At 67.4% G+C, this 25,418-nt stretch carries 23 protein-coding genes, 1 tRNA gene and 1 other RNA gene; 16 read left to right on the top strand and 9 right to left on the bottom strand.

The annotated features are described in order from the left end of the window. Positions 1–45: 45 nt before the first annotated feature. The 5 genes from D0C15_RS18275 to D0C15_RS18295 form a co-directional block, all read right to left on the bottom strand. A tRNA-Ser gene (locus D0C15_RS18275) sits at positions 46–135 on the bottom strand. 67 nt (positions 136–202) lie between these two features. Beyond that, a complete protein-coding gene (locus D0C15_RS18280; protein ID WP_116046932.1) occupies positions 203–943 on the bottom strand; it encodes an SIS domain-containing protein in 741 nt (246 codons plus the stop codon). A 65-nt stretch (positions 944–1,008) separates the two neighbouring features. After that, positions 1,009–1,281 (bottom strand): hypothetical protein, encoded by a 273-nt coding sequence (locus tag D0C15_RS18285; RefSeq protein WP_116046934.1) that lies wholly within the window; start codon positions 1,279–1,281, stop codon positions 1,009–1,011. An 86-nt stretch (positions 1,282–1,367) separates the two neighbouring features. Further along, positions 1,368–2,096 (bottom strand): TetR/AcrR family transcriptional regulator, encoded by a 729-nt coding sequence (locus D0C15_RS18290; RefSeq protein WP_116046936.1) that lies wholly within the window; start codon positions 2,094–2,096, stop codon positions 1,368–1,370. Positions 2,097–2,143: 47 nt separating this feature from the next. Beyond that, positions 2,144–4,123 (bottom strand): SDR family oxidoreductase, encoded by a 1,980-nt coding sequence (locus D0C15_RS18295; RefSeq protein ID WP_116046938.1) that lies wholly within the window; start codon positions 4,121–4,123, stop codon positions 2,144–2,146. A gap of 353 nt (positions 4,124–4,476) precedes the next feature. Between D0C15_RS18295 and D0C15_RS18300 the strand changes: the two genes are divergently transcribed. From D0C15_RS18300 to D0C15_RS18340, 9 genes are all read left to right on the top strand, one after another. After that, entirely contained in the window at positions 4,477–6,240 is a 1,764-nt protein-coding gene (locus D0C15_RS18300) for a glycoside hydrolase domain-containing protein (protein ID WP_245975939.1), read from the top strand. 129 nt (positions 6,241–6,369) lie between these two features. After that, positions 6,370–7,518 (top strand): GAF domain-containing sensor histidine kinase, encoded by a 1,149-nt coding sequence (locus tag D0C15_RS18305; RefSeq protein WP_116046996.1) that lies wholly within the window; start codon positions 6,370–6,372, stop codon positions 7,516–7,518. Beyond that, a complete protein-coding gene (locus tag D0C15_RS18310; RefSeq protein ID WP_116046940.1) occupies positions 7,515–8,135 on the top strand; it encodes a response regulator in 621 nt (206 codons plus the stop codon). The genes D0C15_RS18305 and D0C15_RS18310 overlap by 4 nt, the downstream gene beginning before the upstream one ends. Positions 8,136–8,430: 295 nt before the next feature. Further along, positions 8,431–9,243, top strand: coding sequence for an ABC transporter ATP-binding protein (locus D0C15_RS18315; RefSeq protein ID WP_116046942.1), 813 nt, complete (start codon positions 8,431–8,433; stop codon positions 9,241–9,243). Next, positions 9,240–10,082: an ABC transporter ATP-binding protein gene (locus tag D0C15_RS18320; RefSeq protein ID WP_116046944.1), complete on the top strand. Its 843-nt coding sequence runs from the start codon at positions 9,240–9,242 to the stop codon at positions 10,080–10,082. The genes D0C15_RS18315 and D0C15_RS18320 overlap by 4 nt, the downstream gene beginning before the upstream one ends. Continuing rightward, a complete protein-coding gene (locus D0C15_RS18325) occupies positions 10,079–10,957 on the top strand; it encodes a branched-chain amino acid ABC transporter permease (protein WP_116046946.1) in 879 nt (292 codons plus the stop codon). Before D0C15_RS18320 ends, D0C15_RS18325 begins: the two co-directional genes overlap by 4 nt. After that, a complete protein-coding gene (locus D0C15_RS18330; RefSeq protein WP_425455403.1) occupies positions 10,950–12,098 on the top strand; it encodes a branched-chain amino acid ABC transporter permease in 1,149 nt (382 codons plus the stop codon). The genes D0C15_RS18325 and D0C15_RS18330 overlap by 8 nt, the downstream gene beginning before the upstream one ends. A 14-nt stretch (positions 12,099–12,112) precedes the next feature. Continuing rightward, positions 12,113–13,360, top strand: a complete 1,248-nt coding sequence (locus tag D0C15_RS18335; protein ID WP_116046948.1) for an ABC transporter substrate-binding protein — start codon at positions 12,113–12,115, stop codon at positions 13,358–13,360. A gap of 244 nt (positions 13,361–13,604) precedes the next feature. Beyond that, positions 13,605–14,825: a cation:proton antiporter gene (locus tag D0C15_RS18340; RefSeq protein WP_245975940.1), complete on the top strand. Its 1,221-nt coding sequence runs from the start codon at positions 13,605–13,607 to the stop codon at positions 14,823–14,825. A gap of 13 nt (positions 14,826–14,838) precedes the next feature. Here the strand turns inward: D0C15_RS18340 and D0C15_RS18345 are convergent, their stop codons facing one another. After that, entirely contained in the window at positions 14,839–15,462 is a 624-nt protein-coding gene (locus D0C15_RS18345) for a CGNR zinc finger domain-containing protein (RefSeq protein WP_245975947.1), read from the bottom strand. A 105-nt stretch (positions 15,463–15,567) separates the two neighbouring features. On the opposite strand from D0C15_RS18345, the gene D0C15_RS18350 reads away from it, so the two are divergent. Then, positions 15,568–16,257 carry a haloacid dehalogenase type II gene (locus D0C15_RS18350; protein WP_116046953.1) on the top strand — a complete coding sequence of 230 codons (690 nt, stop codon included), beginning with the start codon at positions 15,568–15,570 and terminating at the stop codon, positions 16,255–16,257. 19 nt (positions 16,258–16,276) lie between these two features. On the opposite strand, the gene D0C15_RS18355 is transcribed toward D0C15_RS18350, so the two are convergent. Both D0C15_RS18355 and D0C15_RS18360 read right to left on the bottom strand, forming a co-directional pair. After that, positions 16,277–16,942: a potassium channel family protein gene (locus tag D0C15_RS18355; protein WP_245975949.1), complete on the bottom strand. Its 666-nt coding sequence runs from the start codon at positions 16,940–16,942 to the stop codon at positions 16,277–16,279. Beyond that, on the bottom strand, positions 16,935–18,278 hold the full coding sequence (locus D0C15_RS18360; protein ID WP_116047004.1) for a TrkH family potassium uptake protein: 1,344 nt from the start codon (positions 18,276–18,278) through the stop codon (positions 16,935–16,937). Before D0C15_RS18360 ends, D0C15_RS18355 begins: the two co-directional genes overlap by 8 nt. A 285-nt stretch (positions 18,279–18,563) precedes the next feature. Between D0C15_RS18360 and D0C15_RS18365 the strand changes: the two genes are divergently transcribed. Continuing rightward, positions 18,564–19,334: a S1 family peptidase gene (locus tag D0C15_RS18365; protein WP_116046955.1), complete on the top strand. Its 771-nt coding sequence runs from the start codon at positions 18,564–18,566 to the stop codon at positions 19,332–19,334. A gap of 67 nt (positions 19,335–19,401) precedes the next feature. Here D0C15_RS18365 and gndA read toward each other — a convergent pair whose 3' ends face one another. Next, entirely contained in the window at positions 19,402–20,841 is a 1,440-nt protein-coding gene (gene gndA / locus D0C15_RS18370) for an NADP-dependent phosphogluconate dehydrogenase (protein ID WP_116046958.1), read from the bottom strand. 244 nt (positions 20,842–21,085) lie between these two features. Between gndA and D0C15_RS18375 the strand changes: the two genes are divergently transcribed. The 5 genes from D0C15_RS18375 (at position 21,086) to ffs (ending at position 25,316) form a co-directional block, all read left to right on the top strand. Next, entirely contained in the window at positions 21,086–21,943 is an 858-nt protein-coding gene (locus D0C15_RS18375) for a helix-turn-helix domain-containing protein (protein ID WP_116046960.1), read from the top strand. 60 nt (positions 21,944–22,003) lie between these two features. Beyond that, a complete protein-coding gene (locus D0C15_RS18380) occupies positions 22,004–22,855 on the top strand; it encodes an SAM-dependent methyltransferase (protein ID WP_116046963.1) in 852 nt (283 codons plus the stop codon). Positions 22,856–23,231: 376 nt separating this feature from the next. Then, positions 23,232–23,483 (top strand): DUF397 domain-containing protein, encoded by a 252-nt coding sequence (locus D0C15_RS18385; RefSeq protein WP_116046965.1) that lies wholly within the window; start codon positions 23,232–23,234, stop codon positions 23,481–23,483. Between the two features lie 119 nt (positions 23,484–23,602). Further along, a complete protein-coding gene (locus tag D0C15_RS18390; protein WP_116046968.1) occupies positions 23,603–25,141 on the top strand; it encodes an acyl-CoA synthetase in 1,539 nt (512 codons plus the stop codon). An 80-nt stretch (positions 25,142–25,221) separates the two neighbouring features. Then, positions 25,222–25,316: signal recognition particle sRNA small type (ffs, locus tag D0C15_RS18395), an RNA gene on the top strand. Positions 25,317–25,418 lie beyond the last annotated feature (102 nt).

The following is a 25,418-nucleotide window of genomic DNA, read 5'->3' on the forward strand; positions in this document are numbered from 1 at the left end:
AGCGGCGTATGTCCGCGTTGTGCGTGGACATACGCCGCCAGCCGATGGCGGAGGATACGGGATTCGAACCCGTGAGGGCTTTTACACCCAACACGATTTCCAATCGTGCGCCTTAGGCCGCTCGGCCAATCCTCCGCCGAAGAGGCTACCGGATGCCTTGAGGACCAGGGGATACGGGGTGTGAGCAGCGGTTGGAACCAGATCAGGCGGTGTCGGTGGGCACACCGAGTTCCGGTATCCGGGGCCCGTAGCGCGCCAGCAGTCCGGCGTTGCGCTCGTCGCCGCCGGGCACGTTCGAACTCGTCCACAGCGGAAGCTCGAGCCCCTCGGCCGTGGCGAGGTCGTCGAGTTCGGCGAGTACCAGCGTCCACAGATAGGCGCCGAGGACGGTGGAGACCGCGCCTGTCCTGGCGGCCGGCGCGGGGTAGACGACGTCTCCTGGTGGCACGGCCGTGTCCAGCACGACGGTGGCATGGTCGGCGATCCGGCTGCCGGAGCGGTCATTCGCCTGCGCCGAGGCGGCCAGCGAGGTCACCGCGATCACCGGCACTCCGAGCGTGGCGGCCTCCGCGGCGATCTCGACCGGGTACGGATTTCGCCCACTTGTGGAGAACACGACCACCACGTCATGCGGCTGCGGGGCGGCGGCATGCAGGATCGCCGCGCCGCGGCCGGGCTCTCGTTCGGCCTTCGTGCTCGGCACCGCACCCGCCAGCGGCAGTACCGGCGTCTCCCAGAGCGGCCTCACCGGTGCGAGGCCACCCGCACGGTAGAACGTCTCGCACACCATGGCGAGGGAGTGGCCAGCTCCCGCGGTGTGGATGATGCCGTCCCCGCGGATGGTTCTGAGCAGTAGCGCCGCGGCGTCGGTGACGGGGCCGGTTCGTGCGAGGTCCACCTCATCGAGTAGTTCGCGGACTCGCTTCCCGGCACTCTCGGCCATCGACAGGCGCCTCCTTCGTCTCGGGTGGCCACAGTGGACGGTTGTCGACCGCGCCGCTCGCAACGTTAGAGAGCGCCTCGTGATTTGTCCAGACCAATTGTCCGAAAGTCCTTCCGGCGTACGCGCAGGCATTCGACGGTCAGGTGTGCGAGTCCGAGTGTCGCGAAAATCCCGGCGAGCGTGAGATGTACGCCGTTTCGCGCGTTCAGCAGCCAAAGCACCAGCCAGATAGCGGTGCACGCGAAGTAGACGCCGGTGCAGAAGAACACCAGCCGTGGCAGGCGTGGCAGATAACGCCACAGCTGCCGCCCGTTTGTGGCAGCGGTCACCCTGCCCATGGGTTCCTCCTCTGTGCGTCCGTCATATCGGCGGTGCACAGCAAATGGTTACGCGGGAACCGGCGCAGAGGCTGGCGGCCGAGTGGTCACTCGGCTGACGCGGCGGGGTCCAGCATGCTCGCCGCGAGTCCCTGCGGCAGCGGAGCGTCGGGATCCACGTCGACCCCGCGTTCGGCGAGGAAGTCCGCGATCAGGGTCCAGATTCCACGTACGAGCGCGGCGCCGAACTCCTCCGCCGTGAGGCACTCGGGTTTGGCCAGCCATCGCCCGATCGCGGCCTCGGCGAAGGCGACGACACCGAAGGCGAGCGGTCCGGTGCCGCGTACATCGCGGCCTGCCAGTTCCAGCACGGTCCGCAACAGTTTGCTCAGCCGTACGGCCAAGGTGCCGGTGAAGTCGGTCAGGGCGTCCGCCCGGTCCTGTGTGCCACCCGGGCGGCTGCCCGCGGAGTGTCTGGCGAGGTAGCGATACAGCGCGGAATGCTCGGTGAGCCAGTGAACGATGGTGTCCACCACCGAGGTGATCAACTCGACCGGCGAGCGGCCGCCGTGCCAGATCGGCGTGAGGTCGTCGGTGAGGCGCTCGAGTATGCGACGGCAGACCGCCTGCTGCAGATCGGCCTTGCCGTCGAAATGCCGGTACAACCGGGGCCGGGGTACGCCTGCGTGTGCCGCGATCTGTTCCGTGAGCACTTCGGGACCGTGCTCCTCGACAGCCGCGATCGCGGCTTCGACGAACTCCGCGCGCCTGCGTTCCCGCTGGCCTTCCCAGCGCGCGGCGCGCCCGTCCTTGACCGGATTCGCTCGTTCGGGCATCAGCCGAACCTACCTCTCCCGGCCCTGGTTCGCTCCGAATTCGCCGGTCAGCGGGGTCTCCACACAAGCCGGGTGAGTGCGGCCGCGACCGCGACGACCGGATGTGTCCGCCGTTGCTTGCTCCGTGTGTCCGGCGCGGTCTCGGGCATGGCCTGGTAGGCGGCCAGATGCGTGAGGGTGCGCATGGTGCGTGGGGCGAGCCGGTCGGCCAGTTCGGCAGCGGTCCCCGCGGGCAGGTTCAGCACCTCGCGGCGGGTTCGCAGGGCCCGCACGACCAGATCCGCGGCCTGTTCCGCGCTCAGCGAGCGCACCCTGCGGTAGACCTTCGCGCTCGGCGCGCTCATGGCGGTCCGCACCAATGGCAACCGGACAGAGCTGAACGTGATCCCTTCGGCGAGCAGGTCCCTGCCCGCCACCTTGCCGAACTCGTCCAGCGCGGCCTTCGACGAGAGGTATGCGGAGAACCGAGGGGTGTGGTTCTGCAGGCCCTGCGTGGTGACATTGACGACGTGGCCGAAGCGCTGCTCGATCATCGAGGGCAGCAATGCCAGCGTCAGGCGCAGTGGGGCGAAATAGTTCAGGGCCATCGTGCGCTCGTAGTCGTGGATGCGATCGGTGGACATCGCGACCGACCGGCGAATGGACCGGCCCGCGTTGTTGACCAGCAGGTCAACCGGCCCGTGCTCGGCGAGGATCCGCTTGACCGCGGCGTCGACCGCTTCGGCGTCCGTGAGATCGCAGGGGTAGGCCATGGCGGTGCCGCCGGTGGCCGTGATCTCCGCGCGGACGGACTCGAGTTCCTCGCCGCGCCGTGCGACCAGCAGCACGGTCGCGCCCTGCCGGGCGACCGCGACGGCCACGGCCCTGCCGATGCCCGCCGATGCCCCGGTGATCAACGCGGTCCTCCCGCGGATCGGCTGTCCGCGCCGTGCTCTGTCCACATCGAGGTTGTCGGCCCAGTATCGGTAGAGCTGACCCGCGTACTCCCGCAGCGGCGGGCACCGGAGCCCCGAACCGGCCAGCGCGTCGCGCGTGGCGGTGGTGTCGAACTCCACCGGTGTGCTGAGTACCGGTAGCACCTCCGCGGGAATGCCGATTTCGCTGATCACCGCCGCGGTCGCCTTCAGGCGCAGCGGTTGTCTGCCCGTGCCGGTGAGCGCACGCCCTGAACGGCGCAGCCCTGCCGAGAGGTCGAAGGGCAGTGTCGTCACCACCTTCGGGCCGCCTGCTGCGGCGGCGAACACGTTGTACACCTCGGTCAGCGATTGTGACCGAGGGGACGCGAGGTGGTAGGTGGCACCGGAATCCGCATCGGTGTGCATCAGATGTTCCATCGCGTCGACCACGTAATCGACAGGGACGATGTTGCTGGAGCCGAGGCGAGGTGCGACCAGCGGCAGGCGGGACGGCAGTCCGGCGAGTTTCGCGAAGGTGGGGAAGAAGTAGTAAGGACCGTCCACTTTGTCCATCTCGCCGGTTACGGAATCGCCGACCACCGCGGCTGGCCGGTACACGCGGTAGGCGACCTCGGACTGATCGCGCACCAGCTTCTCGGCCGCGAACTTCGTCGCGTGGTACGAGGTCGGCAGTCGCTGGCCGAGATCGAAGTCCTGTTCGGTGAACCGCCCGTGGTGCTCGCCCGCGACGGCGATGGAGGACACGTGATGCAGCCATCTCGCCCTTGCCCGCTTGGCGAAGGCGATGACGTTTGCGGTGCCGAGGACGTTGGCGTTCTCGTTGTCCTTCGGATCCGCGGTCAGGTCGTAGACGGCCCCGAGGTGGACGACGTGATCGAGTGGAATCCGCAGCGTCGCGGGGTCGACGCCGAGTTCGTCGGCGGTGAGGTCGCCGACGACCGGGACGACGAGTTCGGAATTCGGCCACTGCTCGGTCAGTTCGGACAGCCGGTGCCGCGATCGTTCGCGCACCAGGACGTACACCGCCTCGCAGCCCGGACGATCCAGCAGCCTGCCGATCAGCCTGCGGCCGAGGAACCCGGTTCCGCCCGTCACGAAGTAGCTGCCCACGTTCGCCTCCCTGCTCGCACGCCTGCCGATCCCGGCAGTGTAGCAAGTGTGTGGAACTTTGCGTATCACTAACTTTGCGGCTCGGCATACGGACCCAACTATTCGCCAAATTCACGCGAATCGAGTTCGGTGAAATTGTGGTTACTGCGCGATTCGGAGTATCGGCGGTGAATTCCGGTGAAAAGGTGCCATCGGAACATGGTCGAGGCGGCTGCGGTAGAGCTAGTGTCGCACTTGCCATGCGGGCAGGCGGGCTCCGGCCGAAGCCCAGTGGACCGCATTGTGCACGACCTTCCGATTTCCGTTTGTTTTTGTGACAGCGAAGGCGAATCGCATTCTTCGAGAGGACATTCATGTCTCGTTCCCTGCGAAAGAACTCCATGGCGCTCGTTTCTGCCGCCGCTGTGGCGAGTGGCCTCCTGATGGGTACGGAGGCCGCCGTCGCCGCGCAGCCCCAGGGTGATCGCACCGTCGACTATCGGGGGTACTCGGTGCGGCTGCCCGCGGGCTGGTCGGTGGTGGACCTGGCAGCGAGCCCCGGAACCTGTGTCCGGTTCGACAGCCCGACGGTCTACCTCGGCCGCCCCGGCGACCAGTCCGGCTGCGCCGGAGCCACGGTCGGCAGGGCCGCGAGCCTGCTCCTGCAACCGCTTGACGCCTCCGCGCTCGCGGCCGCTGAGGGCGCGCCCGTGCGGACCGAACCGGGCAGTGCGCTGCCGCCAGACGCGGAACTGGATCCCGGCCGGCCCAGCTGGCGCGACGGCAGCTTCGAACTCGCCGTCGACGACGCCGGTGTACTCGCGACGGCGGTCCACAACGGAACCGACGCCGCCGGGGTCGTCGCGGTGCTGAGATCCGCGGTCCTCACCGATGGCGCGCGCCCCTCCGCGATGCGAGTTCCGCAGGCGGCCGGGGACGTCGACGCGGCGGCGGTCACCGCCCAGCCTGGCACGTACAAGGGCAAGGGGTTCGACGCCTGCGCCGCGCCGTCGAGTTCGGCGATGGACGCCTGGCTGTCATCCTCCTACCGGGCGATCGGCGTCTACACCAGCGGCAGCAGCAGGGCCTGTGGTCAGGGCAACCTGACCGCGAGCTGGGTCAGCAGGCAGGTCTCCAAGGGGTGGAAGCTGACGCCGATCCACGTCGGCCCGCAAGCACCCTGCACCGACTACCGGTCCCGGTTCTCCTCGACCCCCGCCACCGCGAAGCAGCAGGGGGTCGAGCAGGCGAACATCGCGGTGGAAGCGGCGAAACGCTTGGGACTGCCCGGCGGTAGCGCCATCTACCTGGACATCGAGGCATACTCGCGAGGTGGGAGCTGTAGCGCCGCGGTGCTCTCGCACACCTCCGGCTGGACCGAACGACTACACCAGCACGGCTACCTCTCCGGCTTCTACTCCAGCGGGGCCTCCGGCATCAACGATATGAACAACCATCACGGCAGCACCAACTACACATTGCCGGATCACCTCTGGGGAGCCTGGTGGAACGGTAAGGCCGACACCGACTTCGGGCCGTACCTCGGCGCCGGGAAATGGGCGCAGGGTCAGCGGATCAAGCAGTACGCCGGTGAGGTCACCGAAACTCACGGTGGCGTGCGGATCAACATCGACCGCAATTACCTCGATGTCAAAGCGGGTACTCCACCCGAGCCCACTGTTTGTGCCACCGCGCGCCTGAGCTTCGCCAGCTATCCCGCGCTCGGCGCGGGAGCCGAGAACACGGCGGTCACCGCTGCGCAGTGCCTGCTGCGGGCCAACGGCCACGACACCGGTGGCGAGCAGCCGAGCGGCATCATGGACGAGTCCACAATGGCCGCTGTGAAGGCGTTCCAGACCAAGGTCGGGCTCCGGGCGGCAGGCACCGTGGACGCGCGGACGTGGACCGCGCTGCTCTCGGCGGGCAGTACCCCGATGCTGAACTCCGGCGATTCCGGGACCGCCGTGTCCCGGCTACAGCGCGCGCTCAACGCCGCGACCTCGGCAAAGCTCGCCGTCGACGGCCAGTTCGGTCCGAACACCACGAGTGCGGTACGGACGTACCAGTCGTCCCGTGGACTCGGTGTCGACGGCATCGTGGGGCCGAACACCTGGGCAGCGTTGCAGGCAGGCAGATGAGCGGACAGGCCTGGCGAGCTGTGAACTGCTGTCGGCACGGTTACTGACCGGCATATCTCCAGTCGGGGATACCGCGAACGGTGACCGGTATGCGATGGTTGGCGCGTGGCTGCCGAGCAGCGCGTCGCAATGGAGCGGGCCGTCGAGCGGAGCGAAGTGCTCGACGGTCTCCTTCGCGAGCGCGACGACCTGCTCGCGGTGCTCGACCGGGTGGTCGCACTGCAAGGCACGGCGCAACTGATTCGCGACACCCTCGGCACCCATTCCGGCTTCGTGGCCGATCTGGACGGGCCGGGGGAGGCGGTGATCCGGTGGCTGAGCGGTAACCGGACCGGCAACCTGCAGAACCTGCGCGTTCCCGTCGGCCAGGGGGTCGGCGGCAGGGTACTGGCGCTGGGCAAACCGGCCAGGGTCAGCGACTACGTCAGCTCACCGACGATCACTCACCAGTTCGACGCACAGGTCAGGGGAGAGGGACTCGCGGCGATGGTGGCCGTGCCGATCCTCGACCGGCAGGGCGGGAAGCCGGAGACCGTCGCGATCGCCTACGCGGCCCTGCGCGAGTCCGGCGAGTTCGGTGACGCGGCCGTACACGATCTCGAGGCAATCGCCGATCGGGCGGCCACCGCGCTGCGACTCGCCAGTGCGGCAGAGAACACAAGGGACAACGCGGTTTCCGCGGAGCGCCAGCGAATGCAGAGTGCATTGCACGACTCGGTCGGCGCACTGCTGTTCTCCATCGGCGTCCAGGTTCGCGACCTTCATCAGTCCATTCAGGACAATCCGATGCTCGACCTACGTCTGCGCAGACTGGAATCCGACGTGTCCGCCGCGTCCAGTGCCCTGCGGGAGGCATTGCTCGCGTTGTCCGAGACGAGCCCGGAACGGGCGTTGCCGGTGGAACTCGCCGAACACGCGCGGTCGTTCGAGGCTCGCTGTGGCGTTCCCGCCCGCTTCGTGCAACTGGCCTCGGTTCCGCCGATGGACGCCGAACGCACCGCGATGCTGGTAGCCGTCGCCCGGGAGGGCCTGCTGAACGTGGAGAAACACGCGTCCGCGGTTTCCGTTGTCGTGAGCATGGGACCGTGTGACGACGGGGTCCAGGTCGTGGTGGCCGATGACGGCACCGGCGAGCAGGCCGAGGCGGGAGAAGGTACGGGCATGGGAGTGCGTTCACTGGCCGAACGGGCCGCGCGGCTGGGTGGCCACGTGAGCCTGGTGCGCGACGACGACGGCGGTTGCACCCTGCGCGCCTGGCTACCACTGCCACGCCGATGACGGCCACGGTGATGGTGGTCGACGACCATCCGGTCGTCCGGGACGGGGTCACCCTGTTGCTGCGGTCGGACCCGACGTTCACGGTGGTCGGATCCGCGGAATCCGGTCGTGCGGCGATCACGCGGATCGGCGAGCTGCTGCCCGACCTCGTGCTGCTCGATCTGCGGCTGCCGGACATGCTCGCGCCGGAGGTGATCGCCGGGCTCCGGCACGTGTACGCACCGGCTCGAATCGTCGTTTTCACCGCCCACGGAGATCACCAGGGGGTCATCGCGGCGCTGGAGGCCGGGGCGAACGGCTGCCTGCTCAAAGACGTCGCCGGCACCGACCTGATCTCCGGTCTGCGCCGGGTGTTACGCGGCGAACGGGTGGTCGACCCGCGCATCCTGCCCGATGCGGGACAGCGTTCCGACGCGCTCGCCCGCAGTGGCCTGACCCGGCGTGAGTACGAGGTGATCCGGCTCGCCGCGCAGGGCAGGACGAATCCGGAGATCGCCGAGGCGACCGGGCTCACCCGCAATACCGTGAAGACGTATCTGCAGTCGGCCCTGCACAAACTCGGTGCCCGCAATCGGGTGGAGGCGATCGGAAAGGCCAGCGAGGCAGGGCTGCTGTAACTCGCGAAACTCCACTGACAGCCGAGGCGGACCAGCTTGCTGAGCGCCCCGCTGTTCCGGGTGGCGAGCAGGTGCCGGGCTGCTCTGCCACGTTCGGTGTGCAACGTGTCTACCCAGACTGATTCTGGTGTCACGTCCACCTAACCATCGCGCTTACCTCTCCAATTGGGGGTGTCCGTTTCGCGGCGGGCAGCTCAGGATTGCCGCCACTGCCACAGCCAGTGACGACAGTCACACGACCGGAGGAGGCTGCGTTGGGCTGCTTTCGCGATGTCGCCCGGAACTGGGACACACTGTGTTGAGCGTGCGAGATCTCCGGGTGCGTTATGGCCGGTCGGTCGCGGCGCTGCATGGAGTCGACCTGGACGTATCCGCCGACGGCGTGCTCGCGGTGCTCGGCAGCAACGGTGCGGGCAAGTCCACTCTGTTGCGTGCCGTTTCGGGCACTCTCCGTATGCACCGGGGAACGGTGGCCGGTGGGGAGATCCGGTACGACGACAAGCGGATCGACCGGCTGGATCCGGCGGAGATCGTCCACCTTGGAGTGGTCGGTGTGCCCGAGGGCAGGCAGATCTTCGCCCGGATGAGCGTCGAGGAGAACCTGCGTGCGGGCGGTATCGGCGCCCGATCCGCCGAGCAGCGGACCAAGGCAAGACGCCGGGTGCACGAGCTGTTCCCGGTGCTGGCCGAGCGGGGCCGCCAGCGTGCCGGGCTGCTCTCTGGCGGTGAGCAGCAGATGCTCGCGATCGGCAGGGCGCTCATGTCCAGTCCCCGGCTGCTCCTGCTGGACGAGCCGTCGCTGGGACTCGCGCCCAAGGTGGTGGAGCGCATCGGCGCCATCATCAGGGAAATCCACGCACAGGGGACCGCGGTGGTGCTGGTCGAGCAGAACGCGGTCATGGCCTTGCGGGTGGCCGACCACGCCGTCGTGCTCGAGGTCGGCACCGTCGCGTTGGCCGGACCGGCGCACGAGCTGGCCGCCAGCGAGGACGTTCAGCGGCTGTACCTCGGTGGACACGCCGAGTCGCAGGCCGCCGCGCAGCAGGACGAGGTGCTGGCGGCAGGCAGCCGAGCTGGAAAGCGCGGATTGTCGAGGTGGGCCGGATGACCGCGACCACCCACGTTCCCGAGCGGACGGACGTGCCAGAGCTGCGGGTGGAACACGTGACCTTGCGTTTCGGCGGCCTCTGCGCGCTCGACGACGTCTCGTTCACCGTGCGACCCGGTTCACTGCACGCGCTGATCGGACCGAACGGTGCGGGAAAGTCCAGTTGCTTCAACGTGATCAGTGGTGTCTACCGGGCCAGCGAGGGCTCGGTTCATCTCGGCGATGACGAGATCACCCACCTGCGGCCGCACAAGCTGGCGGGGCGCGGGGTCGGTCGCGCCTTCCAGAACACGGCCTTGTCCCCGGGGTCCACTGTGCTCGACAACGTGATGCTCGGCAGGTACGCGCTGACCAGCGGCGGCTTCATCGCGGCCGGACTGCGCTTGCCGTGGACCACCCGCACCGAACGCAGGCATACCGTGCGGGCGGCGGAGATCTGCGACTTCCTCGGTATCGGCGGGGTGCTGCACACTCCGGTAGGGGCACTGCCCTACGGCGAGGCCAAGCGGGTGGACATCGCCCGTGCGCTGGCTGTGGAACCGACACTGTTGCTGCTGGACGAGCCCGCCGCCGGGATGAATGCCGTGGAGACCGCGGAGCTCGCCGCGACGATCACCGAGATCCGGGAGGAACTCGGGATCTCCATCCTGCTGGTCGAGCACGACATGGGACTCGTGATGGGCATCGCCGACCGGGTCACGGTGCTCGACTTCGGACAGTGCATCGCGGACGGCCCACCGGCGCAGGTGCAGGCGGATCCGAACGTGATCAGGGCCTATCTGGGCACGGGGTCCGAGAACGACACCGAAGCCGAGAACGCAGCCGAGGAGAACGTGTGAACACCTTTCTGCAACTCGTGATGAACGGTCTGGGCAAGGGTGCGGTTTTCGCGCTACTGGCCCTCGGGTTCGTAATGATCTTCAAGGCCACCGAAGTGATCAACTTCGCGCACGGCTCACTTGTGCTCTTCGGCGGCTACATCGTCGTGGCCACCAGGGATGCGCTGGGCTGGGCCGGTGCGGCCGTGGTCGGGGTGATCAGCGCGGGTCTGCTGGCACTGGCGGTCGAGCGCCTGCTGCTGTCGCGGTCGAAACTCGCCGATCACAACAGTCTCGCGCTGCTCACCATCGGTGTCGACGTGATCATCACCGAGGAGATCGTCCGACGGCTCGGTGTGAGCCTGCCGTTCATCGGGGACGCGTGGGACGCGAAGCCCTTCCAGATCGGCGAGATCACCCTTTTCCGCACCCACCTCGTGGCGCTGCTGGTCGCTACCGTGCTGATCACGGCCTTCTATCTGGCCTTCCGGTTCTCCAACTGGGGGGTCGCCATGCGGGCGCAGGCGGAGAACCGGGAGGCCGCGGCGTTGATGGGCATCAGGTCCTCCAGGGTGACCGCGACCGCCTGGCTGGTGGCGGGGTTGCTCGCCGGGGTCGCGGTGCTGTTCATCGCCACCCAGGACTTCTCCGGTGCGGGCCTGTCCAGAGGCACGCACTCCATAGCGCTTGCGGCGTTCCCCGCGGCGATCCTCGGCGGGCTGGACTCGACGGTGGGAGCCGTGGTCGGTGGTCTCGTCGTCGGGCTGGTGGAGGCGCTCTCGGCCGAGTACATCTCCTTCGACTTCTCCAAGAGTGCGGTCTTCCTGGTGATGCTGGTGGTGCTCGTCGTCCGGCCCTCCGGACTGTTCGGAACGAGGGAGACCACACGTGTCTGAGACAGCGGTGAAAAGTCTGCCTCCGGTCGCTCCACCGGCCGTCACCGACCTGTTGCGGCGCAAGGATCCGCTGCGGTTGGTGCGAATTGTGCTCTGGCTGGCGTTGCTGGTCGTGCTGCTGGCGATGCCGCTCTACCTGGAGACGGCCTGGCTCAAGGCGGGCCAGTACATGATGATCGGCGGGGTCGGTGCGATCGGGCTGACGATGCTCATCGGCCAGGCAGGACAGCTGTCGCTCGCGCACGCCTTCTTCTTGCTCGCCGGGGCGACGTCCTACACTGTCCTTTCGGGACCAACTGACGACCCGGAACTGGTCGGTTTCGGTCTGGATCCCGGGCTTTCGCTCGTCGGCGCGGTCGCGATCAGCACGCTGCTCGGTGTCGCTTTCGCGCCGGTGGCAGGCAGGCTGCGGGGAATCTATCTCGGTGTCGCCTCGCTGGCGCTCGTCTTCCTCGGGCTCTACATCGGACAGGCGGCGTCCTCGCTGACCGGTGGAACCTCCACCGGGCGCACCCCGGCCACCTTCGAGCTGTTCGGCTTCCCGTTCTCGAGTGGCGGCCCCGAGTTCGAAATCGCCGGTGTGCCGATTCGCGCCGCGGAACGCACCTGGTACCTCTTCCTCGCACTCACCGCGATCGCCTTCGTGCTGGCGCAGGGCGCACTCCGGAGCCGAGTTGGTCGTTCCTGGCGCGCGGTGCGGGACAACGAGGCCGCGGCCGCGGTCATGGGTGTGAGTGTGACCAGGGCCAAAGCGGGCGCGTTCGCGGTGTCTTCGGCGTACGCGGGTCTGGCCGGGGTGATGACCGTGCTCTGGTTCGACATCCTCAAACCCGACGAGAGCGAGTTCGGCACCTACGGCATCAACGTGTCGATCGCGTTCCTGGCAATGGTGATCATCGGCGGTCTCGGCTCGGTGCCGGGTGCGCTGGTTGGCGCATTGCTGGTGAACGGACTCCCGCAAGTGCTCTCGCTCTATTCGGCCGACCTCGGTTGGTTCACCGGCACCGGCGACGGCGCCATCACTCCGATTCTGGTCAGCTCCTTCGTCTACGGCGCGGCGATCATCCTCGTCGTGTTGTTCGAACCCGGCGGACTCGCGGCGATCGGCCGCAGGATCACGGGCCGTCTCAGTAAGCCATGAAAGAGAGGACAAGCATGAAGCGATCACTCGCCGTGGTGTGTGCCGCCGCACTCGTACTGACAGCCTGTGGCACCAAGGGTGGAGACTCCGGTGGCGGGGGGACAGACGAATCCGGGGTCAAGACCGGCGCCGGGGTCACCGACTCGACGATCACGCTCGGCGTGATGACCGACAAGACGGGCGTGTTCAAGAACCTCGGGCTCGGGATCACGCAGGGCAACGAGCTTTGGGTGAAGGACGTCAACGCCGCGGGTGGCGTCTGCGGCCGGCAGGTGGCGCTGGAACAGGTCGACCACGGTTACAAGGCCGACACGGCAAAGACGCTCTACCCGCAGATCGAGCCGAAGGTGCTCGGATTCGTGCAGTTGCTCGGTTCGCCGGTGGTGGCAGCGCTCAAGCAGAACCTGGCCGACGACGAGGCGGTGGCGGCACCCGCGTCGTGGTCGTCGGAGTTGCTGGACAACCCCTACGTGATGATCGTCGGCACCACCTACGACGTCGAGATGATCGATGGTCTCTCCTATCTTCAGGAACAGGGGATGATCGCCGACGGCGACACGGTCGGGCACATCTACATCGACGGTGAATACGGCGCGAACGGGCTGCGCGGCTCGAAGCACTACGCGAAGCAGCACAACCTGGACCTGCGCGAGGTGAAGATCACCTCCACCGACAACGACCTGACGAACATCATCACCGGGCTCAAGGGTGACGGCGTCAAGGCGATCCTGCTGACGACGTCGCCGACGCAGACGGGATCGGCGCTGGCGGCGAACAAGGCGCTCGGGCTGAACGTGCCGGTACTCGGCAACAACCCGACGTTCGACCCCGTGCTGCACAAGAGCCCGGCGGCCGGAGCGCTGGACAAGCTCTATGTCGTGGCGAGCAGCGTGCCGTTCTCGGCGGACATCCCGAAGGCACAGGAGGTGGCGAAGAAGTACAAGGCGACCTACTCCGAGCCGCCGAACGCGGGTGTGCCCTACGGCTACGCGGTGGCCGAGGTTTGGGGCACGGTGCTGAACAAGGCCTGTGAGAACAAGGACCTGACCAGGGAGGGCATCGCCGCCGCTCTCAAGCAGACCACCTCCGCCGAGACCGGTGACCTGGTCGCTCCGCTGGACTTCTCCCAGGAAGGTGCACCCGCCACCCGGCAGGTGTACGTGGCACAGCCGGACGCCTCTGCCGAGGGCGGCATGAAGTACGTCAAGCAACTCTTCGAGGCGCCCGACGCGGCGGCCTACACCGCCCCCCACCAGAAGTAACCCACACCCCTCACCCGCCCACACCCAGTTTGGGGTGTCTGCAAGTACCACCAAGCAAGATCCACTTCGTCGCTAACTGCCCCCCAACCTGGGCGCCGCAACTCCCGTCGAGCAACGCGGTTGGTAGCAGTTGACGTAGCTTTTGATCTTGCTTGGGCGTACTTGCAGACACCCCAACTCTGTGTGGTGGGCGGGTGGGCTTGGGGGGCGGTACGTTGTGCAGCCGGTAGGTGTTCGGCGACGCATGCGGGGGTTGCTGGTGGAGTTGGTGCTGGCGTTCGGGATCGTGCTGCTGATCAGTGTGTCGCTGTCCGGCGTCGCGGCACGGACCATCCTCTCCACCGCGTTGCTGTTCCTCCTGGCCGGTGCGCTCATCGGTCAGGGCGGGCTGGGGCTCGTCGAGATCGGCACGCAGGACCCACTGGTCAGTTCGCTGGCCGATATCGCACTGTTCACCGTCCTCTTCACCGACGGCCAGCGTGCGAATGTCCGGGCACTGCGCGAGAACTGGCGGCTCTCCGGTCGCGCGCTCGGCCTGGCGATGCCGTTGACCATGCTCGGAATCGCGGTGCCCGCCCATTTTCTCGCCGGCCTGGACTGGCCGACGGCATTGCTGATCGGGGCGGTGCTGTCGCCGACGGACCCGGTCTTCGCCGCGGCCATCGTGGGACGCAAGGACGTTCCCATCCGCCTGCGCAGGCTGCTCAATGTCGAGTCCGGACTCAACGACGGTCTCGCGTTGCCGTTCGTGCTGATCTTCCTGGCGACGGTCGCGCACGAACCGACGCACCCGGCGGTGATCGCGGGTGAACTTGCGCTGGGTCTCGTCCTCGGCGTGGTGATCCCTGCACTGGTGATCCTGGCCTGGAAGCTGGATGTCTTCACGGCAGAACCGCGACTACAGGCGCTCGGCCCGCTCGCCATCGCGGTGATGCTCTATGCCGCCTGTCATCTCACTCACGCGAACCCGTACCTCGCCGCCTTCGCCGCCGGTTCCACGCTGGCCACAATGGACAAGGTCGCGGCCGAGCACTTTGAACCGCTCGGGGACCTGCTCTCCGAGGTGACGAAGTTCGCGGCACTGCTCGTGTTCGGCGCACTGATCACCCCGGACCGGCTTTCGCACCTCGGTGTCGGCGAGTGGGCCTTCGCGGTAATCGCCATCGTGCTGGTGCGGCCGGCGGCGATGCTGCTCTCGCTGACGCGAACACCGTTGCTGTCCAGAGCGGAACGACTCACCGCGGCCTGGTTCGGGCCAAAGGGCTTCGCCTCGGTGGTGTACGGACTGCTGGTGCTGCAGTCCGGAATCCCCGGCAACGAGGTGGTATTTGACCTCGTCGCGGTCACGATCGCCATCTCGATCGTGCTGCACTCCTCGACCGATGTTCCCGTGGCCAAGGCACTGCGGGTGGAGCCGCCGGACAACCTCCCGACCGGGATGCCGAACAAGGACGACAAGTCCTAGCCGGAGCCGTCGGTCACTCTGTGGCGCTGTCCGGCCCGCGCACGGCGGCTTGCCGGGCGCGGTGATTGGCGACGTTGATCCGGTTCCCGCACAGGCCCGGCATGCAGTAGCGGCGCCTCCCGGGCCGGGTGGTGTCGATGAACGCGCCTCGGCAGGTCGGTGCGCCGCACGAGCGGAATCGACCCGCACCGAGGGTGTGTACGACGCCGAGAATGCCTACGCCACAGATCAGGGAGAGGGCGTCGAAGACGGTAGCCTCCGGGCGCAGCGACACTGCCCAGTGAGCGCGGTGCTCCTGCGCGGATTCGGGAACGAGGGTGGCGCCGCCAATGGCGGAGGTCAGTGCGCTCGCGCCGGCCACGAGATGGCCGTGCTCGGGGCGATCGATCAGGTCGCGCACGGTCGCCCGTAGGTCGCGGACCGCCCGCAGGTCGGCGGGCCTGGCCCGCCGGGCGAGTTCGGACAGCCCGCGCCGCCCCTGTTCGTCCCGCTCGTGGTGGTCGTGAAGATCGGCGAACGCCACCAGGGCGGCGAGGTCGGGAAGGTGGTCGTCGCCCTGCCAGACCTCGGCGGTGGTGTTGATCAGATCGGTCGCGATGCCCGCCGCCCAGACGTAATCGTCTAACACCACTTGCATCCCTTACCTGCCTCTCGCTAGCGTTGTAGCTAACAGCAACTTTAACCCTTACTTCGGCGGTGTGGGTGTCGACCTGACACCCTGCGCGCCCGAGAGGACCCGCTCATGCCGCTCCCCGAGATCGACGCCCTCGTGTTCGACGTGCTCGGCACGCTCGTCGACGAACCCGCTGGGATCCGCGCGGGTATCGCCGACCTCGCCCCTTCGCTCGACGACCTCGCCGTCGAGGAGCTGTTGCGGCTGTGGCAACGCCACATCGACAGCGAACAGCGGCATATCCTCGAGGGCGGCAGGCCCTACATCGCCAGCGACGGTCTCGACCGCGAAGCCGCCCAACTCGTCGCCGATGCCGCCGGAGTCGGTGATCCGGCCGCGGTCGACGCGCTTGCCAGGTCGGGCCGGCGTCTGCCTGCCTGGCCCGACACCGTGTCTGGTCTTTCCCGCCTCGCGGAACGGTTTCCGCTGATCGGGCTCTCCAACGCCAGCCGGTCGGCGCTGCTGGGACTCAACGCCCATGCGGGTCTGCGCTGGCATCAGGTGCTCTCCGCCGAGGACGCGCTGAGCTACAAGCCGGACCCGTCCGTGTATGCGCTCGCTGTCGCCGTGGCCGGGGTTCCGCCGCAGCGGTTGCTGATGGTCGCCGCCCACGCGTGGGATCTGCGCGCGGCGCGGAACCTCGGCCTGCGCACCGCCTACATCGGCCGGCCCGTCGGGGACCCCCCTGCGTCCTCGGATCGATTCGACCTGCACGCCAAGGATCTCGCCGACCTCGCCGAACAGCTGGGGAGCGACTGAGCGATCCGCTCGCCGGCCGCTAGGTGCGGTCGGCGAAGGACTCCACGTTCTTGCGCTTTCCCGCCACCACCAGAATGTCCGACCGGTTGATCACGGTCGGCGGCTCGGCGTGGGTGAAATCCCCGCCGGGACGTTTGACACCCACCACGGTGACGCCGTACTTGACCCGCAAGCCGCTCTCCGACAGCGGCTTGCCGATCGCCTCCTCCGGAGCGATCGTCTTGACGATCGTGTAGCCGTCCTCGAACTCGATGTAGTCCAGCATGCGCCCGGTGACCAGGTGCGCGACTCGCTCGCCCATGTCGTACTCGGGCAGTACGACATGATGTGCGCCGACCCGCTGGAGAATGCGCGCGTGCTGGCGGTTCACCGCTTTCGCCCAGATGTTCGGGATCCCGTAGTCATCGAGCAGCGACGTGGTGAGGATGCTCGCCTCGATGTCGGTGCCGATGCCCACGACGGCGCGCTGGAACTCGCGCACGCCGAGCTGGGTCAGTGCCTCGTCGTCGGTCGTGTCGGCGACGGCGGCGTGGGTGAGCTGGTCGGCGAAACGCTGAACGAGCTGGGGGCGATTGTCGAGGCCGAGTACCTCGCAGCCACCCTTGACCAGTTCGATGGCCAGCGAGCCGCCGAACCGGCCGAGGCCGATCACGACGATGCGGTCCGTGCGGTTCTTGTTAGCCAACGATCGGCCTCTCCTCGGGTAGTTCGTAACGTCGGGAACGATTCTTCAGTGCCAGCGCCGAGGCAAGGGTGATCGGCCCGAGCCTGCCGATGAACATCAGCATGACGAGCACGAGGTGACCCGCGGGCGGGATGTCGGCGGTGATACCGGTGGACAGGCCCACGGTGGCGAACGCCGAGATGGTCTCGAACAGCACCTGCTCGATCCGGAACTGCGTCAGGGTCAGCAGGATCAGGGTTCCGCTCATCACCGCGCCGACGCTCAGCAGTGCGACGGTCAACGCCTGCCGTTGCGTACTCGGGGTCAGCTTGCGGCCCATCACGTGCACCGAGGGCTCGCCGCGGATCTCGGCGAGGATGACGAAGGCGAGCAGGGCGAAGGTGGTGACCTTGATGCCGCCCGCGGTACCGGCGCTGCCGCCACCGATGAACATCAGGATGTCGGTCACCAGCAGTGTGCCGGACTCCATCTGCGCCACGTCGAGACTGTTGAAACCCGCGGTGCGGGGCATGACGCCATGGAAGAACCCGGCCAGCAGCTTTCCCGGCACTCCCAGCGGACCGAGTGTCTCCGGGTTGTTCCACTCCGCGATCGTGACCGCGAAGGTGCCGATGACCAGCAGGGCGCCGGTCACCAGCAACGTGATCTTCGCGTGCAGGGACCAGCGGCTGCCGCGACGCCTGCGGTGGCGCCAGAGTTCGAACCACACCGGGAAGCCGAGCCCACCGGCGATCACCGCCACCGCGATCGGCAGGCAGATCCAGGCGTCGGTGGTGTAGCGCATCAGGCTGTCGCTGAACAGCGCGAAGCCAGCGTTGTTGAACGCCGAGACGGCGTGAAAGACCCCGTGGTAAGCGGCGCGTCCCCAGTCTTCGCCGTAGCCGACGGCGAACCGCACGGTGAGGAACGCGGCGGTGACGACCTCGAAGATCAGGCTCACCCGGACGACTCCGGAGACGACTTGGCGGACGTCGCCGAGCCCGAGAGTCTTGGTCTCGGTCTGGGCGTTGAGCTGCATCCTCAGTCCGATGCGCCGGGAGATCAGCATCCCGAGCAGCGAGGCGAGCGTCATGATGCCGAGCCCGCCGATCTGGATCAGCCCGAGGATCACCACCTCGCCGAAAGTCGACCAGTAGAGCGGCGTGTCCACCACGATCAACCCGGTGACGCAGACGGCCGAGGTGGCGGTGAACAGTGCGGGCACGATTCCCGTCACGTCGCCCGACGCACTGGAGACCGGCAGCATCAGCAGTGCGGTTCCCGCGAGAATCGCCAGCGCGAACGCGGTCACCACGACCTGCGCCGGTTGCCGCCAGGTCGGTAGCAGTCTGCGCATGCCGGAGCGCACGTGTGTCACCACATGCGTCCCCCCGTTCCGGCCGATGACATCTCCGCTGATCAACGTAGCCATGGTTGGCCTACGGCGCACGCGATTCGAATGTGACTCGTTCGGGGGTAAGTCGATTCGGGCATTTCGACTCTCGGTGATCAAACTGGAATCAAAAACACCCTGAAGTGTTACTCGGAACTTTCGGCGGGTGTTACCGATTCACCGATCTTGCTTACCTTCCGTTAGTCCCTCCGCGGGGAGAGGGCGAAGTGATCAGGAAGGAAGGCAGACATGAAGGCACGTTCTCTGGCCGTGGGGCTGGTGACGAGCGCTGCGTGCGTTCTCGCCGGCGTCGTCGGGGCCGGGTCGGCGAGCGCTGACGTCATGCCGTACATCGTCGGCGGATCGGATGCCGACCAGGAGTACTCGTTCATGGTGTCGCTGCAGAACGGGGGCAACCACTTCTGCGGCGGCTCGCTGATCGAGTCCGATTGGGTGCTCACCGCCGCACACTGCGTCGAGGGCACCTCGGCGGACTCGGTCACGACTCGGATCGGCAGCAACGACCGGACCCAGGGCGGCGAGGAGGCGCAGGCCGCCGAGATCATCGTGCACCCGGACTACGACGGGCAGAGCGCAGGTGCGGACATCGCGCTGGTCAAGCTCGCCTCGCCGGTGCGGGCCGCGACGGTGCCCATCGGATCGGCGACCGAATCGGATACGAAGTCCCGGCTGATCGGCTGGGGGCAGACATGCCCGGAGCGCGGCGGATGTGGCGCTCCTGTGCAGTTGCAGCAGCTGGACACGCAGGTGCTCGACGCCGGTGAGTGCAGCGACATCGACGGAAGCGTCGAACTCTGCACGGACAACCCCGGTGGGGACTCCGGTGCCTGCTACGGCGACTCCGGTGGTCCGCAGATCGTCGAGGCGGGCGGCAAGTGGGAGCTGATCGGCGTCACCAGCCGCAGCGGCAATGGTGACTCGACCTGCGCCACCGGGCCGTCCATCTACACCTCGGCCCCGGCCTACTCCTCCTGGATCGGTCAGCACACCGGCGCCTGACCGGCCGGACCTGGTACCAGCTGTGGCCACCTTGGGAGAGACACCCCCAAGGTGGCCACAGCGGTGTCTACGCCTGTTCCTCGGGGCGGCCTTCGGCTGCCCAGGACGTATGGAAGGTGCCCTCGCGGTCGACCCGGCGGTAGGTGTGGGCGCCGAAGAAGTCGCGCTGTCCTTGCACGAGCGCCGCGGGCAGCCGGTCCGCGCGGAGCGCGTCGTAGTAGGCCAGCGCGGTGGAGAACCCGGGCGTCGGGATGCCGAGGCGCACGGCCGTGGAGATCACCGAGCGCCAGGCGTCCTGACCGTTCTCCACGGCCTTGCGGAACTCGCCACTGGTCAGCAGAGTCGGCAGTTCCGGTTCGGCCTCGTAGGCGCTACGGATGTCATCGAGGAACTTCGCCCTGATGATGCAGCCGTCCCGCCAGATCGACGCGACCGCGCCGAGGTCGATGTTCCAGCCGTACTCCGCGCTGCCCGCCTGGATCATGTTGAAGCCTTGCGCGTAGGCCACGACCTTCGACGCGTACAGCGCCTGCTCGACGTCGTCGGCGAACCGCTCGGCCTCGGCTCCGGTCAGCGGGGTCCGGGTGGGGCCGGCCAGTCCGCGTGCCGCGGCCCGCAGCTCGGTGTGCCCGGAAAGCGACCTGGCGAAGGTCGCCTCCGCGATCCCGGTGATCGGAACGCCGAGGTCGAGTCCGATCTGTACGGTCCACCGACCGGTGCCCTTCTGCTCGGCCTCGTCGGCGACGATGTCGACAAACGGTTTGCCGGTGGCCGCGTCGGGGTGCGCGAGAACCTGTTCGGTGATCTCGATCAAGTAGGAGTCGAGCCGCCCGGTGTTCCAGGTGCGGAACACCTCGGCGATCTGCGCCGGTTCGTAACCCAGCGCGCCACGCAGCAGGTCGAAGGACTCGGCGATCAGCTGCATGTCGGCGTACTCGATGCCGTTGTGCACCATCTTCACGAAGTGTCCCGCGCCGTCGGGTCCGATGTGTGCACAGCACGGCGTGCCGTCGACCTTCGCGGAGATGTCCTCCAGCAACGGGCCCAGCGATTTGTAGGACTCCACCGAACCGCCGGGCATGATGCTCGGCCCGTGCAACGCGCCCTCCTCGCCGCCGGAAACCCCGGTGCCGACGAAGTGCAGACCGCGGTCGCGCAGTTCCGCTTCCCTGCGCCGGGTGTCGGCGAAGTGCGCGTTGCCCGCGTCCACGATGACGTCGCCCTGTTCCAGCAGCGGTGCGAACTCCTCGATTACCGCGTCCGTGGGTGCCCCGGCCTTGACCATGATCACAATCTGTCGTGGACGGGCCAGTGCGTCGACGAACTCCTGCGCGGAGTAGGTCGGGACGAAATCGCCTTCGGAGCCGAACTGCTCCACCAGGTCGCGGGTGCGTTGCTCCGACCGGTTGTGCAGCGCCACGGTGTGTCCGTGGCGGGCCAGGTTCCGGGCCAGATTGCGACCCATCACCGCCAGTCCGGTCACCCCGATACTCGCCTTGTCACTCATTGGTTGCGCCACCTTCTCCTCGCGTGCAGGTCCCGCCTCACTGCACACTATCGCCGTCACGCCGAGCGGTGCGACCTTCGGCGAGGGGCTTGACCGTAGTGGACAGATGGTCCACTGTGGACGCGCTGGGGAAACTGGTGGCAACCTGGGCTCGAATTGCGGGGCGCGAGGCGGTACTGTCGAGCTTTCGTAATAATCCGTGTTGCCGGGAGTGGGGTGTCGTGGCACTGGTGGGCGGCCTCTGATGGCCAGCACGGTGACCTCTCGCCGCAAGCAGCTAGGCAATGAGCTGCGGCATGCGCGCAATGCCTCCGGGATGACCCAGCAGCAGGTCGCGGAGGTTCTCGGCTGCACCCAGGGCAAGGTCAACAAGATCGAATCCGGGGCCGTCGGTGTCAAACTGGGCGACGTCAGGGCGATGCTCGATGCCTTCGGGATCGACGGTGACGAGGCCGACACGCTGATGGGCCTGGCCAGGGCCGCTGCGGGGCAACGGGGACATTGGTCCGGTTACCGATCGGTAGTGCCGCACTGGTTCCGCACCTTCACCGATCTCGAGCCCGCGGCAGCGGAGGTCATGACCTGGCACGGAGAGCGAATTCCGGGGCCGCTGCAGTCCGAGCACTACATGCTCAAACAGTTCACCGAGTTCGGCGCCACCGACGTGACCTCGCTGGTACGTAACCGACTCGATCGCAAGGCCGTTTTCGACCAGCAGCAACCGCCGTACTACCGGTTCATCATGAGCGAATCGGCCCTGCGCCGGGCACCGGGCGGGCACGCACCCGCGGTGATGCTCGACCAGATGGAGCATCTGCTGGAACTGGACAAGCGCGATCGGGTCTACATCCACATCCTGCCCTTCGACGCCCGGCTCGCGTCTGTCCCGAACGACTTCACGATCATGCGTTTTCCCGATCGCACCAGGGATTTCGCCTATATTGAGCATTCGGCGGGCGGGCTCTACCTTGACGACGTCAAGGACTTCCAGATCTTCGTCGACTCCTGGGATCGGCTACGTGGTGCGGCACTGGAACGCCATGACACGCGGCAGTTCCTCAAAGAGCTGGCCGAGCTGTACCGCTCACAGATGAGTATCTGAATTCTGCCGGCACTGCAGTAATCTCTGGTGGGTTTCGCCACATCTACAGGGGGTTGTCGCGTGGGGGAGTGGACCGATCCGAAGTTCGTGCCCAAGGACATCGATCTGGAGCGGCCCAATGCCGCGCGGGTGTACGACTACCTGCTCGGCGGGACCGCGAACTGGGCCATCGACCGGCAGTTCGGTGAGCTGGCGATCGCGAAGGTGCCGATGGCCAGGACCATGGCCCGCACGAACCGGGACTTTCTCGGCAGAGCGGTGCGTCACTGCGTCCGGCAGGGCATCACACAGTTCCTCGACATCGGCTCCGGGGTGCCGACCGTGGGCAACGTCCACGAGGTCGCGGAGAAGCTGGACCCGCGGACTCGTTGTGTCTATGTCGACAACGAGCCCGTCGCCGTGGCGCACTCGGAGATGCTGCTGGACTCCTACGGGGATCCGGAACGGCATGCGGTGCTGCGTGGTGATCTGCTCGATGTGCGGCGTACCTGGTCGAGGGCCGTTGACACCGGACTGCTCGACCCGGACCGGCCGGTCGGCCTGCTGATGGTCGCGGTGCTGCACTTCGTGCCAGATGACGAGCAGGCCGGCAACGCCGTCGCGCGTTACCGGGACCTGCTGCCTTCCGGTTCCTATCTCGTACTGTCACACGCCTCTGACGACGGGGTTCCCGCGGAACAGCAGTCCCAGCTGGAACTGGTCGTCGAGCAGTACAAGCGGTCGAGTACGCCGGTCTGCCTGCGTACGCATCGCGGCTGCACGTCGTTCTTCGGCGATTTCGACCTCGTCGATCCCGGTGTCACCTGGGTGCCCGAGTGGCGTCCGGACGAGGCTGAATCCCAGGCGCCCGCGTTGCTTGCGGACAACCCGTCCGCCGCTTGTGTCCTCGGCGGGGTCGCTCTCAAGGAGTGACTCGGTGGGTGCGGGTGCGCAGACCTCCAGTCGCACGGCCATCCGGATCACCTGCTCACTTCGATCAGTGCTGTACTGCGAGTGCCGTTCGCGCCACTGTGCGTAGTGCCAGGTGGCCAGCGGTATGCCATTTCTCGTCCTCCCCAGTCTTGCGCCTGCACGGGTGCGCTTCGTCACTTCCGCACGATTTGCGCAGAAGCCCGTGTACCCGCTAGTAATAATCCTACTCGCTGATTAATCACGCTGTCGAGTAACTCGCTGCAATGTCGCTCGGACGGCGGCACGGCGTGGGCAGGTACGAAACTTTGGGGCACGGCAAGCGAGAGCGCATTGGCGACCTCGCTACGGGTCCGCGACTTGGCACGGAGGTACCGTCATGGCCGATTACGAAGGTCAGGCCGATTATGACCCGCTGGTGGCGGTGAACCTCTTCGACGCATCGACCTGGCAGAAGTCGTTCGCCAGTGAGCCCAACGGTGGCAATTGCGTGGAGGTCAACCTCGGCTCCGGCCGGGTGGGAGTGCGAGACACCAAGCTCGCGGAGAGCCCGGTGTTCGTATTCGACGCCGGCGAGTGGAACGCGTTTCTCGAGGCGGTGAAAGCCGGCCAGTTCGACCTTCCGGCCTAGCTGGCACCGCGACTGCGAGTGACAAGGAACACAGCCGCCCCGTAATCTCGGCCGGGGAGAACCTTGTGACCCTGACTGACCGACCGTACGGTCTAATGGTTATCCGGGAGGAGCGGTCAATGACGAACGCCGGCATCGGTGACTGGATCACGCGCAGAGCCGCGCGCGTCCCCTCGGCAACGGCATTGGTGGACGTGGCCACCGGGCGGCGTGCGAGCTATGCCGAGCTGGAACACAGGGTTGCCGCCGCCGCGGAAGGATTGCACGCTCTCGGTGTCCGGCAGGGCGATCGGGTAGCGCTGCTGGCCGACAACTCGGCGGAGTACCTCGAGCTCCTGTTCGCCACGGCGAGGCTGGGCGCGATCACCGTGCCGGTCAACACGCGACTGGCCGCGCCGGAGATCGCCTATGTGCTCGAGGACTCCGGCGCGCTGGCGCTGGCCGTGTCCGCGACTTACCGAGAGACCGCCGAGGCGGCACTTGGTCAGGCTGGGCACCGGGTCGCGCACACACTGGCGATCGGCGACGGGGCCGGGCTCGACGAACTGATCACGGGAAATCCGGGCAGCAGGCCACCGGCCGCCGTCCGTGGGGACGACGTGTGCGTGATCATGTACACCTCCGGGACCACCGGCAGGCCCAAGGGCGCGATGCTCACGCACGACAACATGCTGTGGAACGCCGTCAACCTGATCACGGCGGGTAGGGGCATCTCCGGCGACGACACGACGCTCGCCGTAGCCCCGCTGTTCCACATCGGCGCGCTCGGCCTCTCCGCGCTCCCGGTGCTCTACGCGGGCGGCACGGTGGTGGTGCAGCGGAACTTCGATCCGGAGCAGACACTGCGCCTGATGGCCGAGGAGCGGGTCACGACCCAGTTCATGGTCCCCGCGATGTGGGCGGCGCTGACCAAGGTGCCGGACATCGCGCGGTTCGACCTCTCCGCCCTCCGGTGGGCGCTCTGCGGCGGCGCGCCCTGCCCGCTGCCGGTGATCGAGTACTTCACCGGCCTCGGCTGGACGTTCATGGAAGGCTTCGGGATGACCGAACTCTCCCCGGCGGCGCTCTACCTGGACAGCCGGTTCGTCGTCTCCCACGCCGGCTCGGTCGGACGGCCGTTCATGCACGTGGACGCCCGCCTCGTCGACGCCGACGACCACGACGTGGCAACAGGCGCGGTCGGTGAACTCGTGCTGCGCGGGCCGACGGTGTTCGCCGGCTACTGGGGAAAACCGGCGGAGACCGCCGAGGCCATGCGCGGCGGTTGGTTTCACTCCGGTGATCTCGGGGTGGCCGATGCGGACGGCTTCGTCCGGCTGGTCGACCGGAAGAAGGACATGATCATTTCGGGCGGCGAGAACGTGTATCCGATCGAGGTCGAGCAGGTGCTGCACCGCCATCCCGGGGTGACGGACGTCGCCGTCGTGGGCGTTCGCGACGAGAAGTGGGGCGAGACCGTGCTCGCCGTGGTCGTTCCCGCGGCCGAAGGAGTCAGCGCGGACGAACTGATCGACTTCACCAGGGAGAGCCTGGCCCACTTCAAATGCCCGCGCCGGGTGGAGTTCACCGACGTCTTGCCACGTAATGCCACGGGAAAGCTGCTCAAGCGCGTGCTGCGGGAGAACTACGCGGGCAGTGCGGCCACCGTGCACCGGTGACGCCGACGGCGCCTACTTCCTTGCACGGCAGCGCTCGCGTCCCCCGCCCGAGGGCGCGGCGCGGCGTGAGTACACTGGTCTGTGGACCCCGCGCGGCGTCCACCCTGTGAACCTCCCCAGGGCCGGAAGGCAGCAAGGATAAGCAGGCTCTGACGGGTGCGCGGGGTCCCCTTATTGCCCGCTCGGTGTCGGGAGCCCCCACGCCCCCCTGTGCGGCCCTCCCGCCCTTCCGAAGTTCCCCAATGTGGCATTCGGGAACTTAGACGTCCCCAATGTG

Source organism: Amycolatopsis palatopharyngis, assembly GCF_003385185.1.
GTDB lineage: Bacteria > Actinomycetota > Actinomycetes > Mycobacteriales > Pseudonocardiaceae > Amycolatopsis > Amycolatopsis palatopharyngis.